Annotated in this window: 15 protein-coding genes; 9 read left to right on the top strand and 6 right to left on the bottom strand. The window is 56.8% G+C overall.

Annotated features, from left to right (window positions below; genetic code table 11):
* Positions 1-819, bottom strand: a complete 819-nt coding sequence (locus tag ACEN2J_RS08395) for a cyclase family protein (RefSeq protein WP_442104907.1) — start codon at positions 817-819, stop codon at positions 1-3.
* Positions 820-937: 118 nt separating this feature from the next.
* Between ACEN2J_RS08395 and ACEN2J_RS08390 the strand changes: the two genes are divergently transcribed.
* A complete protein-coding gene (locus tag ACEN2J_RS08390) occupies positions 938-1,843 on the top strand; it encodes a LysR family transcriptional regulator (protein WP_442104905.1) in 906 nt (301 codons plus the stop codon).
* Positions 1,844-1,889: 46 nt separating this feature from the next.
* On the opposite strand, the gene ACEN2J_RS08385 is transcribed toward ACEN2J_RS08390, so the two are convergent.
* The 5 genes from ACEN2J_RS08385 to ACEN2J_RS08365 form a co-directional block, all read right to left on the bottom strand.
* On the bottom strand, positions 1,890-2,762 hold the full coding sequence (locus tag ACEN2J_RS08385; protein ID WP_442104903.1) for an alpha/beta hydrolase: 873 nt from the start codon (positions 2,760-2,762) through the stop codon (positions 1,890-1,892).
* 51 nt (positions 2,763-2,813) lie between these two features.
* Entirely contained in the window at positions 2,814-3,617 is an 804-nt protein-coding gene (locus ACEN2J_RS08380) for an MBL fold metallo-hydrolase (protein ID WP_442104901.1), read from the bottom strand.
* Complete coding sequence (locus ACEN2J_RS08375; RefSeq protein ID WP_442104899.1) at positions 3,614-4,531, bottom strand: 3-hydroxyacyl-CoA dehydrogenase family protein; 918 nt, start codon at positions 4,529-4,531, stop codon at positions 3,614-3,616. Before ACEN2J_RS08375 ends, ACEN2J_RS08380 begins: the two co-directional genes overlap by 4 nt.
* 365 nt (positions 4,532-4,896) lie before the next feature.
* A complete protein-coding gene (locus ACEN2J_RS08370; protein WP_442104897.1) occupies positions 4,897-5,658 on the bottom strand; it encodes a fumarylacetoacetate hydrolase family protein in 762 nt (253 codons plus the stop codon).
* A gap of 65 nt (positions 5,659-5,723) precedes the next feature.
* Entirely contained in the window at positions 5,724-6,407 is a 684-nt protein-coding gene (locus ACEN2J_RS08365) for a fumarylacetoacetate hydrolase family protein (protein WP_442104895.1), read from the bottom strand.
* 192 nt (positions 6,408-6,599) lie between these two features.
* Here ACEN2J_RS08365 and ACEN2J_RS08360 point away from each other — a divergent pair, with 192 nt between their 5' ends.
* The 8 genes from ACEN2J_RS08360 (at position 6,600) to ACEN2J_RS08325 (ending at position 14,044) form a co-directional block, all read left to right on the top strand.
* The gene (locus tag ACEN2J_RS08360) at positions 6,600-7,286 is read left to right on the top strand and encodes a FadR/GntR family transcriptional regulator (protein WP_442104893.1); all 687 of its coding nucleotides are present in this window, start codon (positions 6,600-6,602) and stop codon (positions 7,284-7,286) included.
* An 82-nt stretch (positions 7,287-7,368) separates the two neighbouring features.
* Positions 7,369-8,328, top strand: coding sequence for an ABC transporter substrate-binding protein (locus ACEN2J_RS08355; protein ID WP_442104891.1), 960 nt, complete (start codon positions 7,369-7,371; stop codon positions 8,326-8,328).
* Positions 8,329-8,436: 108 nt separating this feature from the next.
* Positions 8,437-9,198, top strand: coding sequence for an ABC transporter permease (locus ACEN2J_RS08350; protein WP_442104889.1), 762 nt, complete (start codon positions 8,437-8,439; stop codon positions 9,196-9,198).
* Positions 9,185-9,982, top strand: a complete 798-nt coding sequence (locus ACEN2J_RS08345; protein WP_442104887.1) for an ABC transporter ATP-binding protein — start codon at positions 9,185-9,187, stop codon at positions 9,980-9,982. Before ACEN2J_RS08350 ends, ACEN2J_RS08345 begins: the two co-directional genes overlap by 14 nt.
* Before the next feature lie 3 nt (positions 9,983-9,985).
* Complete coding sequence (locus ACEN2J_RS08340) at positions 9,986-10,738, top strand: ABC transporter permease (protein ID WP_442104885.1); 753 nt, start codon at positions 9,986-9,988, stop codon at positions 10,736-10,738.
* Positions 10,739-10,770: 32 nt separating this feature from the next.
* Positions 10,771-12,300: an acyl--CoA ligase gene (locus tag ACEN2J_RS08335; RefSeq protein ID WP_442104883.1), complete on the top strand. Its 1,530-nt coding sequence runs from the start codon at positions 10,771-10,773 to the stop codon at positions 12,298-12,300.
* A 13-nt stretch (positions 12,301-12,313) separates the two neighbouring features.
* Complete coding sequence (locus ACEN2J_RS08330) at positions 12,314-13,282, top strand: 2-dehydropantoate 2-reductase (RefSeq protein WP_442104881.1); 969 nt, start codon at positions 12,314-12,316, stop codon at positions 13,280-13,282.
* A gap of 171 nt (positions 13,283-13,453) precedes the next feature.
* Positions 13,454-14,044, top strand: a complete 591-nt coding sequence (locus ACEN2J_RS08325; RefSeq protein ID WP_442104879.1) for a TetR/AcrR family transcriptional regulator — start codon at positions 13,454-13,456, stop codon at positions 14,042-14,044.
* Positions 14,045-14,088: the final 44 nt, after the last annotated feature.

Below are 14,088 nucleotides of genomic sequence, written 5' to 3'. Positions count from 1 at the left end.
TTAAGCTTCCTTCTGCATTTTGCCGGATTCGATGCGCGCAGCACCACTTGGATCGGTGATCGCTACAAAACGGATGACGCAAGCATCCCCTTCCATCCAACGCCAAGGGGCTGCGTGCAAACAGGCCCGCTGACCCAAAAGCGCATCAACCTCGCCGCCAACATTTTCAACGGTCGGAATCCCTGCTGCCAGCAAGGTACGGTGGGCGATATTCCAATCCGGATGATCGGTCTTGGCATCACGGCCCGTTTCGCTTTTGTATTTGCGCTCTAGCCGGTTCATCAACGGGCCACCGCGATGGCTGATCAACGACGTGGCCAGCGGGTGGTCAATCTGCGGCGTGTCAATCGCCACCAGCTTAACCTTGCGCGCAACCAACCACTCTGCCGCCGCCTTGGACAGGCCCGGCGCATCGCCGAAATATTCCAGCGAATCCGAGTATTTGGCGTGCCAACCAGTGACGATAACAACACGGTCACCTTGCTGAATCTCAGGGCTCGCAGCCTCAAGATCGGCAACCTCGATCACGCCCCATGGCCCTTTGGGAATGGATAAGATCACACCATTACCAAACAACAGACCAAGGTCGACTCCGCCAACCCCAACGCCATTTTGAATCATATGCATAGGCGCATTCAAATGCGTCCCCGAATGCATAACCATCTTCATTCTATGCGCCATAACGCCATGCTGGGCATGCTTTACGCTGCGGTACATAACCACATCTGCATCCCCGGGCATCGACGGTGTGCCGTGCCCCCACTCATGGCTAAGCTCATAGAAACAAAGACCCGAAGCCGCCTCGGTTACCCCTGCCATACATGTGTCCTCCTAATTTTCAACCGCGACTTTGGATGATTAAGCGGTGGAAACCCAATTCATTCGGGTGTAGCAGGTATGACTTGTGGTAATGTCGAATTGCTTGGGAGGGCACGCGATGCAATCGCAGTACATGCGCTATTTCTTGGCGGTCTATGAGCATCTGAACCTTACGGTGGCGGCCGAGGCGGTTCATGTGTCGCAGCCTGCCCTCAGCCGGTCATTGAAACGGCTTGAAGATCAGTTTGGTGTGCCGCTTTTTGTGCGGCATCCGCGCGGATTAGAGGCGACACGCTTTGCCGACATTTTGGCGCGGCACGCGCAGCGCATGGATATGGAATACCGGCACGCATTGGCCGAAATTGAAATCGCGAACGGCGGCACCGAAGCCATGTTGAAAATAGGAGCGGGGCCGATTTGGTATTCGCAGATTTTACCGGATGTATTTTCAGACTATCTGAGCCGCCACCCCAGCGCGCGTATCCGCGTACAATCGGGTGTTATCAGCACGTTGGTGCCGCAGCTTGTGGCCGGTCAGGTTGATCTCATTTGCTCGACTCTGGATTTTCCGGCACAGGCAGGGCTGATCCGCGAGCCGCTGTTAAAGGTCGAGCATGTCGTCGTCGCCCACAAAGACCATCCTTTAGCGCGCGGCACGGATGACGTTTTGGAACCATCTGATCTGGCAGGGTTTTCGTGGATTGTGCTGGCCGATGATCAGGTTGGATCTAGCAGGATTTTGTCCTATTTCGCGGCCCATGACCTAGCTTTGCCTGTGTTTTCTATTGAGACCAGCTCGCCCACCCATATGTTTGAGATGCTGCGGCGCGGGACCAGCTTGGCGCAAATCCCAACGCTGCTGTTACCCACCGCCGCACGATTTGATCTGGTCCAGATTCCGCTGCGCGGTAACTTTTGGGCGGCGAATGCGGGCATTTGCTACCGCTCAACCGATACACTTTCACCAAGATTGACAGGGCTTATCAAGGCGATCCGCAGCTTCTTGTCACAAGAGCCCGCTTAGGGCTGCCAGATATGGCCCGATGACTTTACACACCGGGCCCTTTTTATTACTGCGCGATCGGGAAATGCAGGTTCAACCAGCCACGGATAATGTGGTAAATCCGCGCATTTCCTGCCGCCAATGGAAAGTGGTCCAGATCGGACAGCAGCATCATATCCTTGGGCAATTTGGCATAGCCAAATACCTCAATGCTCGCCTCGGTTGGGGTGACACGGTCGCGTGACGCGTGAAGCAGCAGCAGCGGGCGCGGCGACAAGTTACCAATCACGTCAATCGGGCGGAAATCATGGATGGCCTGCGCAGTATCAGCCGGAAATTCCATAATCGCATCCGTGGGCAGGCCTGCGCGCAGATGCTCGGGGATGGGCACGATGTCAAAGCGCGACACCTTGATCGACTCGCCGGTTTTTTCCTTATGGGCCTTATTGCGCGCCAGCATATCAAGGTACTTATCGTATTCGCCGGGGCCTGCGTGTTGCAGCTTGATCTTGGCCGCACCATTGCCCCAACCACCAACCGCAATCACAGCGGCGACATCGTCGTTCGTGCCGCCGGTATACAGCGACACCGCCGCACCAAGGCTATCGCCCAGAATGATAATCTTATCCGGATCAACGCCATCTTGCTGTGCCAACCACTTGATCACGTTGCCAAGGTCGGAAACCTGCTCCATCGGGATAATCCGGCCCCGCTCGCCACCGCTTTCACCACAACCGCGAGAGTCAAACCTGACGGTGGGATAACCCCATTCGCACATTTGCGGCGCAACAGCCGCCATAGACCCATCAATCCGCGAACCGCCAAAACCGTGGGTCGTAATAAACGCAGGGCGCTTTTCACCGGGCTTCAGATCATCCGGCAAATGCAGGGTGCCGATCAGTTCAATATCCCCCGAAGGGATGGTAACTCTTTGTTCCATTGGGTTTTCCTTATGTCGTGTGAATGTGAGAAACAGGGGCCACGTTGGGCCTTAGTTTTGCGGTAAGGGCGCAAAGCGATAGCCCTCGGCAGTGCGCTCAATCCGCCCAATCCCCGGCAGATGCCCACCGGCAAGCAAGATGTCACTGTCTGCAACCCGCTGCAAAATAGCGCGGCGGGTTGCCTGCGCCTGCCCTGGGTCGGCATCAAAAACGACCCCGACATCCACCTGCGCCAGTTGCAGCGTCGATGCGTGAACAATATCCGCCCAAAGCATTACCTGCGCATGTCCCACAGGGCCAAGTTGCAGGCCTGAATGCCCAGGCGTATGCCCAGGTAAATGCATCACAAATGCCTCGGGTGCGATTTCGGCACCGTCCTCAAACAGCACAATACGGCTGGCATAACCCGCCAGAACCGCGCGCGCGCCATCAATCACCGCTTTGAATGGCGCAGGGGCGGCAGCATACAGCGCGTCTGCCCCCCAAAATGCCACCTCTTCACGGTGCAAATATAGTTGCGCATTGGCAAAGACGCAGGCGCCATCATCTAGTAAGCCACCGATATGATCGGGGTGAAGATGCGTGCAAAACACAGTATCAATCTGCGCAGGCGACACGTTGGCCGCAGCCAATAACTGCTGCAAATGGCCCGCATCCGAACTAGGGCCTAGGCCGCTATCAATGAGCACATTGCGGCCAGCGGTTTGGTACAAAAAGGCATTGATCGGAATGGTCACATTTTCGGCGGCAGGCTGTCGCACGTTCAAAAACATCGCCATAGGCAGGCAATCTGTGCCGTCCTGCAAGACAGTCAGTATCCCTGCCCCAGTCGAAATCTTCACAACGTTGGTCATTCGGCTGCGCCCCGCGCGGCCTTTGCTTGCGCCGCCAGAAATTGGCTTAGCCGGTCACGCACAGCCTGCGCCTCGGCTGGCGTCCAGTCGTAAAACCCTTTGCCAGTGGCCATACCCGTATGCCCCGCCGCAATCAGCGCATCAAGATATGGGTGCGTTGTCGCGGTGCAGTCCAAATCGGGGATCAGCACATCGTGGATCGCCTTGGTCAGGTTCAACCCCACCATATCCGATTGTTCCAACGGCCCCAAAACCGCAAGCCTCTGCCCGAACCCACATTTGACCACATCATCCACCGTGCGCGCATCGCACACGCCATCGGCCACCAGCGCGATCGCCTCACGTTTTAGCGCGTGTTGCAGACGGTTGCCGATAAACCCCGCAATGTCTTTTTTCACATGCACCGCGCGATGCCCTGCGGCCTCAAACAACGCGATAGAGGTTGCGACCGTTGCGGCACTGGTTTTCTCGCCCTGCACAACCTCGACCAAGCGAACCAGATGCGGCGGATTCCAAAAATGCGCACCAACAACCCGTTCAGGGTGGCAAGCCTGCGCGGCGATCTGCGTGATCGGCAAGGCCGACGTATTGGTAGCAATGATCGCGCTTGGCGAAACAATCGTCTCAAGCTCGGCCAAAATCTGGCGCTTGATGTCTAAATTCTCAACTGCGGCTTCGATAATGTAGTCGGCACCCATTGCGGCCTTGGTCAAATCATCAAAGGCCGTAATTCTTGAAGCTGGCTCCACGCCTGCATCCAACAGCTCTGCGATAGCGGCGAGGCGCTCGGGCAAGCGCGCCAAGGCCTCTGTAGATTTGTCAAAGATGCGCACGTTATGACCCGCACATGCCAAAACATGCGCGATCCCGTGCCCCATAAGGCCAGCCCCGATAATGGTGATCTTTTGCATCATAGGGCGAACAGCTGTGCGTCCAAGGGTGCCACGATAAACGCACGTTCCTTGGCCCCACCCAAAATTGCAGATTTCAAACCTGTTCGCATCCTAACCCCTCCCAAGACACAACACGGCGCAACCGTATTGCGTGCATCTATTTGGACAAGCCATGCGACCCAATCCAATGCAATCTGCACCCACACCCATAGTTTTTGGTTATGACGGGGTGAAAACGTCAGCTTGAGAAAACTATGTATCGGGAAAAAACGGCTGGCAGGCCGTAAATCTGGCCTGCTTCCATACCAAAAAAGCATGGTTGACCCGCCCGAAGCCAGGCTGCCGAGGTTCGGATCGATACTTAATGAGGTTTGAGTTTTCGTCGGTCAGCCGGGCATAAAGGTAACGTCAAGCACGCCGATACCCCCGATTGAGACGGCAACATGATCACCAGCTTTGACAGGGCGCACGCCAAGCGAGGTGCCGACCGCGATCACATCACCCGCATTTAGCGTCATATCAAAGGACAAACGCCGCACGATCTCGGCTGGCGAAAAGATCATATCCGACGCTGGATAGCACTGGCGCTCGCGGTCATTGACCAAGGTGCGGATGGTCAGGTCGCGCCAATCAAGGCCGGTCGCGATGACTGGGCCAATGGCCCCAAACCCAGCAAACCCCTTGGCTCGACTCCATTGCGCAAAGGCCGGATCGGCATTTAACACGTCTAGCGAGGTCACATCATTGATGCAGGTATAGCCGAAAATCGCCGCTTCAGCCTCGGCTTCGGTCACGTTGTGGCAAGTCTTGCCGATCACGACCCCCAACTCGCCCTCAAAAATCACACGGCCAGCAGCGGGTGTCAGCGCAACCTCGGCACCCTGCCCCACCACCGAGGAATCAGGCTTTAGAAACCAAAGCGGATGGTCGGGGATTGTTGTGCCATTCTTAGCGGCGGCGGCGTGGTAATTGTTCCACAATCCGATGAACTTGCCGGGGCTGCAGGGCGCAAGAAGGGTGGCGCCATCCACCGCTACAGGTTCGCTGCAAGGGGGCCCGCCCAGCGTGTTGCTTGGCGTCAACATCCCCTCCCGAATCTCGCCGGACAAAACGATGCCCTTTGCCGTTTTTATCCGTCCCCAGATCATAGAGCGCCCCTTTTTAACAAAAATTTGGGCCGACAGGTCACCCCATCAGCCCAAGAAAAGCCGATTTAAACGACCTTAACGGTCAGTGTGCCAACGCCTTCGATCGTCGCGTCCATCGTGTCGCCTTTGACCACGGCATTCACGCCCGAAGGTGTGCCCGCCATAATCACATCGCCTGCGGCAAGCTCGAAATACTCGGACAGGTACGAAATCATTTCCGGCACTTTCCAGATCATCTGGTTCAGGTCGCCCTCTTGGCGGACCTCGCCGTTAACCTTCAACTCGACACGGCCATGATCGGGATGCCCAACTTCGGACACGGGCAGCACAGGGCCAACCGGGCCAGACCGTTCAAACGCTTTGCCGATTTCCCACGGGCGGCCCGTTTTCTTGGCCTCGCCCTGCAAATCACGGCGCGTCATGTCCAGCGTGACGCCATAGCCCCAAACATGGTCCAGCGCGCTTTCCAGCGGAATGTTCGACCCACCCGATTTCAGGGCGACCAACAGTTCAATTTCGTGATGCACGTCTTTGCTATGCGGCGGGTAAGGGAATTCGCCCGAAGCATCCAAATTGTTGGGGTTTTTCTGGAAAAAGAACGGCGGCTCGCGGTCAGGGTCGTGGCCCATCTCAACAGCATGGGCGGCAAAGTTGCGGCCTATGCAATACACGCGGCGGACAGGAAATGCCCCACCGTCTGCGGTCGGGATCGTATGCACCTCGGGTGCAGGAATCACAAGTTTGGACATCTCTTCCCTCATATTTTGCGTGGCAGTGACTTGGTAATCCTTAAACCGATAGCCGAGCCAAGTTTTAAAATCAATCCAACCAATCACAAATAAATTCACATTTCGTAAACCAATTTTGATTGATTGCTGTAAATTATGTGCTTAAGGTTGATTCTATGGCCAAATTGGTCAACCAATTACAGGAAATGGTTGATGCTAGAATACGACGATCCAGCAACAGACCCGGCCGAGCGGCTTCGCTGCTTTATACGGGATCATGAGTTGGGCGTTGGCTGCAAATTGCCCGCCGAACGCCAGCTTACAGAACAGTTGGGCCTAACGCGGGCCACGCTGCGCAAGGCGCTGGACGTGCTGGAGCGCGAAGGCCAGATTTGGCGCCACGTTGGCAAGGGCACCTTTATCGCCGATTCCGAGGCGCCAAAGACACCCTCAATTGCGACGTTCGAGCTGGGCCGTCAGATCACCCCGTTTCGGATGATGCGCGCCCGCCTGACCATTGAACCTGCAATTGCCCGCGAGGCTGCGGTAAATGCCTCGGCCGAGGCGCTTGCCGGAATGCGGCGGACGATTGAGCGCGCCAAGGCCGCAACAACTTGGCATGAATACGAAATTCAGGATGACCTGTTTCATCACGCTGTTGCCGAGGCCAGCGACAACCTTTTGCTGCTCGCGCTGTTTGACCAGCTCAACGAGGTGCGCCGCGCCGTCGCTTGGGGAAGTGTCCTGCGCGAAACGCCCCGCCCTTCGGCAGACCATTCCAGTTTTGCCGAACACGATGCCATTCACGCAGCTATTGCGCGGCGCGATCCGGCAGAAGCACATGACGCGATGCGGCGCCACCTTGGGTCGGTAGCGCGGCGTCTTTTCGCAGAGGAGTAACGATACAGCATTGGACCGTAACCGATCCTTTGCAGCAAGGCCCAGACGGAAATGACTGGAATTCTCAGGGAGGAGAACCACGATGAATTTTTCCAAGACACTTGCAGGGTTTGCCCTTGCAGCCGGCCTACTGGCCTCGACGGCCAATGCAGAAACCATCCGTATCGCTTTGGCAGAGCCGCCGTCGGATGAACTTGCCGCCTTCTTTGTTGCCCTTGATCGGGCCAAAGCAAATGGCCTTGATTATGAATGGACCGCCTTTGCCGAAGAAGAGCTGGCGATTCAAGCTGTGCTAAGCGGTGATATGGATATTGCCTTTGGTACACCTTATGCCGTTATGCAACGGTCCAAGGCGCCGATCCGGATTATCTTTCAGCTGTCCAAACTGGTGTTCTTTCCTGTGACCACCAAAGAATTCACCACGCTGAAAGAACTGGACGGAGTGCCGATCATGCTGCATTCGCGCGGCGGCGGCACGGATTCCATCGCCAATGTGATCGAAGAGCGTGAAGGCATCAAATTTGGCCAACGTTCTTACGTTCCGGGGTCAAGCAACCGTGTGGTTGCGATGCTGGCAGACCAAGCCAAGGCGACAATCCTTGACCTTTCAAACCGCAACAAGATCATCGAAGAACAAGGCGACCGCTTCAACTCGCTGCCGATGTTTGAGGTGAAAGCCAGCGACGAAGCCCTGTTTGGCAATCTTGACTGGATGCAGGCACATGAAAAAGACGTCGGTATCCTTGTGAACGCGCTGCACGGCGTTTGGGGCGAAATGACGGCTGACCCAACGATGGTTGCCCGTGAAACCGACCCAGCTGGCCCGATTGGCAGCCTTCCGCCCGCCGTTTTGGGCGATTTGGATGCCTTTTACACTGCTGCGGTTGCAGGTGGTCTTTATGACCCCCATGGCGGTGGCCGCGATGCCGCACGCGCCGACCTTGAGTGGTATGTAGGTGCCGGCCAGATGGAAGGCGACCCTGCAACAATGAACCTAGAGGACTATTGGTATTTCGCCCCGCTTGATGCGGCCAAGAAATAAACCCGATACCAAAGGCGGCCTTGCGCCCTTGGCCGCCTTCGCACTTGCCCCCATTCGGGGGCAAGTCTGCCCTGCCGTTTCTAGCTTCATCGCTACAGAGGTTATCCAATGATTGACCGCTCACTTCTTCTTAAATTGCTTTCGGCCGCGATCGTGTTTGGCGCATGGGAAATCGCCGGTCGCGTACCACTCTCCTATGCGTTTCCCACCTTTCTCGACTCTATGTCCGCCTTGGTACGGATGACGTTCGACGGTTCGATCTTTGTCGCCTACGCCGAAACGCTTAGCCCGCTGGTCATTGGCATTGCCATTTCGACCTTTATCGGCATCGGAACGGGCCTGTGGATCGGGCTTTCAACCCGCTTTGAATGGCTGTTTGCCCCGATATTTGTGGTGATGCAGGCAGCGCCGCTTGCGGCCCTTATCCCCATACTTGTGATGGTTTACGGCATCGGCCTGTCGTCAAAAGTCTTTGTTGTGTGTATTATGGCGATGCCCGTCATCGTGTTGAACACAGCAGCGGCGGTGCGAAACACGCCAACCTCGCTTAAGGAAATGGCGAGCTCTTTCCTTGCCAAAGACCATGAGATTTTGTGGCGGATCATCCTTCCTGCCGCGTCGCCTATGATCTTTTCGGGCCTGCGCCTCGGCGTATCAGCAGGCTTCATCGGGGCGATCTTGGCCGAACTTAAGATCACACCAACAGGCGTGGGCGATATCATCACCTACAGCCGCTCTATCGCCGATTACCCAAGCATGTATGCGGCGATTTTCTCGATCATCCTTCTGGCGGTCTTATTCTTGAACCTGCTCGGAACTCTCGAAAACAAACTCTTCAAAGGGAATAACCGTGGATATGTCTCAGATTAAGCTCGACACTCACAAAACTGCGCAGCCTGTTGATGTCGCGGTTTCCGTCCGCAGCGTTTCGAAAAACTATGGCGATGTTCAAGCCTTGAAAGAGCTGAGCCTCGACTTTCCAAGAGGCGAACTGACCTCGTTGCTGGGGCCATCGGGTTGCGGAAAAACAACATTGCTGAAAATCATCGCAGGCCTGCTTCCTGCCTCATCCGGTGAGGTGTTGGTCAATGGCAAGGCCGTCACCAAACCGGGGCCTGATCGGTCTTTCGTATTCCAGGATTTTGCTTTGATGCCTTGGGCCACGGTCATTCGCAACGTCGCCTTTGGCCTAGAGCTGAAAGGCGTTGCGAAATCGGAACGTGAAGCAATTGCCGAAAAATACATCCGCGAAGTTGGCCTTGCAGGGTTTGAGCAAAAGTTCCCGCATCAACTGTCGGGCGGTATGCGGCAACGTGTTGGCTTGGCGCGCGCACTTTCGGTAAATGCCGATGTGTTGCTGCTGGATGAACCCTTTTCCGCCGTTGACGAACAAACGCGGCGCAAGTTCCAGGAAGACCTGCTGCAACTGATTGCGAATGAGAAAAAGACCTTTATCTTCGTCACCCACTCGATCGAAGAAGCGGTTTATGTGTCGGACCAGATCGCGATTTTGTTGCCACGCCCCAGCCGCGTGCATGAGATCATTCGCCCGACAAGTTTCCGCGACAAAGGTGTCGATAACATTCGCCGCGATCCTGAATACCTCGACATTGTCGATGGCATTTGGGCCTCGTTGCGCAGCTATGTGGAGTAGGTCATGACAGCCTTTGGATACAAACTACCGGCCTTGTCATCGCTGCTGGTCTGGGCGCTTTTATGGGAAATATTCGGCCAGTTGGACGTGACCTTCTTTATCCCACCATTTTCCGATGTGCTGGTGGCATTGTTCATAATGCTGCCAACACCGGCGTTTATAAACGCGCTTTCAATTACCGCTTGGGCCTTTGGCGTCGGGGTGTTCTTTTCCCTGATTATCGGGATTCCGGTTGGAATTTTGATGGGCAAAAGCCGGATTTTGGATGAGCTGCTGTTGCCGTGGGTCAACATCTTTATCTCGGCCCCGCTCACGGCTTTGGTGCCGGTTTTGATGGTTTTGTTCGGCTTTGGCACCAAAACCGTCATCATCACCACCGCGCTATTCGCCATCTGGATTGTCATTCTGAACGCCCGAACAGGCGTGCGGCAAATCAACCGTTCCTTGGTGGAAATGGCGCACAGCTTTGGGGCCTCACCGTTAGACGCGTTTTTCAAGATCTACTTTTGGGCCGCCTTGCCCGAGATTTTGGGCGGCGTGCGAATCGGGATTATTCGCGCTGTAAAAGGCGTGATTATCGGCCAGCTGTTGATTTCTATCGTTGGCTTTGGCGCATTGTTTGAACTTTATTCGAGCAAATTCCTGATGGCGGAATTCTGGGCGGTGCTGCTTGTGCTGTTTGGCCTTGCCTTCACCCTGTCCGAATTTTTGGCCTATCTTGAACGCAAAGTCGCCTATTACGCAGCTGCTCGCTAGCCCCCAAGATCACCTTTAAAATGAGATATGACATGACCCTAACACTCGCCGCATTGCTGGCAGATAAAGACGCGCAATCCCCAGCAATCGGCGCCCTTGGCCGAGAGTGGTTGACCTTTGGGGCGCTGCACGACCTTGCGGCGGGTGTGACCACAGACCTGCGCCGTTTTGGCATTTCGGCGCAGGACCGCGTGGCCATCGTGTTGCCCAACGGGCCCGAAATGGCCACAGCCTTTGTAACCATCGCGCAGGCAGCCACAACCGCACCGCTGAACCCCGCCTATCAGCGCAGCGAATATGAATTCTACCTGCAAGACCTGAACGCCAAGGCCTTGGTTGTGCTAAAAGATCACGATGGCCCCGCGACCGAGGCCGCCACAGCCCTTGGCATCCCGATCTTGCGGTTAGAGCCGCTTTTGGACCAACCCGCAGGCACATTTCGCCTGACCGGCCCGCAGGCCACCCCTGCCCCGGACGGGATGCCTGATGCGGGGTCGGTAGCACTTATCTTGCACACCTCTGGCACCACATCGCGGCCCAAAATCGTGCCGCTATTGCAGTCGAACCTTGCCGCCTCGGCACAGAATATCAAAACCGCCTTGGCGCTGACGCCTGCCGATCGCTGCCTGAATGTGATGCCCCTATTTCACATTCACGGCCTGATCGCCGCGCTGACCGCGTCACTGTCGGCGGGGGCATCGATTTGGTGTGCAACAGGGTTTGACGCGCTAAAATTTTTCGGCTGGATGAAAGAGGCCAAGCCGACATGGTACACCGCCGTGCCGACGATGCATCAGGCGTTGCTGGCCCGCGCCCCGCGCAACCAAGACGTCATCGCGGACCATCCGCTACGGTTTTTGCGCTCGTCTTCGGCATCCTTGCCCGCGCAGGTGATGCTTGAACTGGCCAGCACCTTTAACGCGCCGGTGATTGAGGCTTACGGCATGACCGAGGCCACCCATCAAATGGCCAGCAACCCCCTGCCCCCACGCGCACAAAAGCCGGGGTCGGTCGGGCTTGCCGCAGGGCCAGAACTGCGCATCGCGCATGAGGTGGAAAACCGGCTGATCGATGGCACGGGCGAGGTGGTGATTTCCGGCTCTAACGTCACGCTTGGCTATGAAAACAACCCGGACGCAAACGCCAAAAACTTTTTTATGGTTGGCAATCAACGCTGGTTTCGGACCGGCGACCAAGGCGCGCTGGATGCCGAGGGCTATCTTAGCCTGACGGGCCGGTTGAAAGAAATCATCAACCGTGGCGGCGAGAAAATTAGCCCGCTCGAGGTGGACGGCATAATCCTTGACCACCCCGCCGTGCAGCAAGTGGTAGTCTTTGCCATGCCGCACCCGAAACTGGGCGAAGAGGTCGCCGCCGCCGTGGTCTTGCGCGAGGGCCAAACCGCGACCGAGCGCGAGATCCGCGATTTCGTCGCCTCTCGTGCTGCTGATTTCAAGGTACCACGCCGCGTGATTATCCTCGAAGATATCCCCAAAGGCGCCACAGGCAAGCTGCAACGCATCGGTTTGGCCGAAAAACTTGGGCTGGGCGGTGACGCATGACAGGGGGACAGCCATGAAAATTTGCATTTTTGGCGCGGGCGCGATTGGCGGATATATGGCGGCCAAGCTGGCACTGGCGGGGGCCGACGTCAGTGTTGTCGCCCGCGGGCCGCATCTTGCAGCCATCCAAAACCGCGGCCTGACCTTGATCGAAAACGATGTCGCGGTAACGGTGCCAGTGCGTGCCACCGCCTCGGCCGCCGAGTTGGGGCCGCAGGATTATGTGATTGTCACGCTAAAAGCCCATTCTGTGCCATCTGTTGTACCCGCAATGCAGCCCTTGATCGGCCCGCACACCACCATTGTTAGCGGCGTGAATGGCGTGCCCTGGTGGTACTTCCATAAGCTTGGCGGCCCACTTGAGGGCACGCGGCTGACCAGCATTGACCCGAACAACGCCCAATGGGATGGTTTTGGCCCTGACCGCGTGCTCGGCTGCGTTGTCTATCCCGCTGCCGAAGTCAGCGAGCCCGGCACCATTCGCCACATCGAAGGCAACCGGTTTTCACTTGGCGAACCGGACGGCTCTAAATCCGCGCGGGCGCTCGCGCTGTCGGCGGCGCTGGCTGCGGCGGGCCTGAAAGCGCCCGTACGGCCAAAGCTGCGCGATGAGATTTGGGTCAAGCTGTGGGGCAACCTGTCGTTCAACCCCATTTCGGCATTGACACACGCCACTTTGGATGTGCTTTGCACCGATCCTGGCACGCGTTCGGTTGCGCGCCACATGATGCAAGAGGCCCAAACCATTGCTGAAAAGCTGGGGGTCAGCTTTCCGATTGATGTGGAACGCCGGATTGATGGTGGCGCGGCAGTGGGTGCGCATCGCACCTCGATGCTGCAAGATCTGGATGCGGGCCGCCCGATGGAGATCGACGCCCTTGTCGGCTCAGTACAAGAGCTTGGCCGCCTGACCGCGACACCAACCCCCACCATTGACACAGTGCTTGCGCTTATATCACTGCGCGCCAAGGTGGCTGGGTAAGCTGCGGGAATTGGCACCTGTCCGATCTTGGGCAAGGGTGTCGTGATTATAGGGCATAACGCCTGCTCCGCGCTTGAAAAGCGCCAGTCTGCGCTTGGCCAAACGTTAGCAGGTTTAAAATTGTGTGGGACGCCACTAGACGACCGGTCTAATTACGCCTATACGACCCCTATGAACACACAAACCAAAGACACACGCAGCCATATCTTATCTGTCGGGCGCGGCCTGACGGCGCGGCAGGGCTATGCTGGCGTAGGGCTGAATGAACTGCTCAAGGCGGCAGAGGTCCCGAAAGGGTCCTTCTACCATTACTTTGCCTCGAAAGAGGCCTATGGCTGCGCATTGCTAGAGGATTTTGTCGAGCAATATCGCCAAGACCTATCCAACACGCTGTTCAATCCGCAGCAGTCGGCCCATGATCGGTTCTTACAGTATTTTCAGGGTTGGTTTGCCAAACAAACCGGTCCTGCTCTGCAAGATCGCTGCCTAGTGGTCAAGCTGTCTGCCGAGGTGGCCGATCTCTCGCCCGATATGAGCAGCATCTTGCGGCGCGGTGTCGTGGCAATTGTGGCAGGACTGGCCGAGGTGTTGCAGCAAGGCATAGACGACGGCACTATCGCCGCACTGCCAGACCCGCAAGCCGTAGCCGAGGGGCTGTATCACCAATGGTTGGGCGCAAGCCTGATCGCAGGCCTATCGCAAGACGATGCCCCATTACAGGCCGCAATGAAAGCGACCATCGCTGTGATCACGCCCGCCTAAAATTTTTCCCCGCCCGTTAGACGACCGGTCTAATCGGCAGGCAA

The organism is Pseudorhodobacter sp. W20_MBD10_FR17 (assembly GCF_052119765.1).
Taxonomy (GTDB): Bacteria; Pseudomonadota; Alphaproteobacteria; order Rhodobacterales; family Rhodobacteraceae; genus Pseudorhodobacter.
Note: the sequence above shows the minus strand (reverse complement) of the source record. Positions and strands in the feature narration are given on the sequence as shown.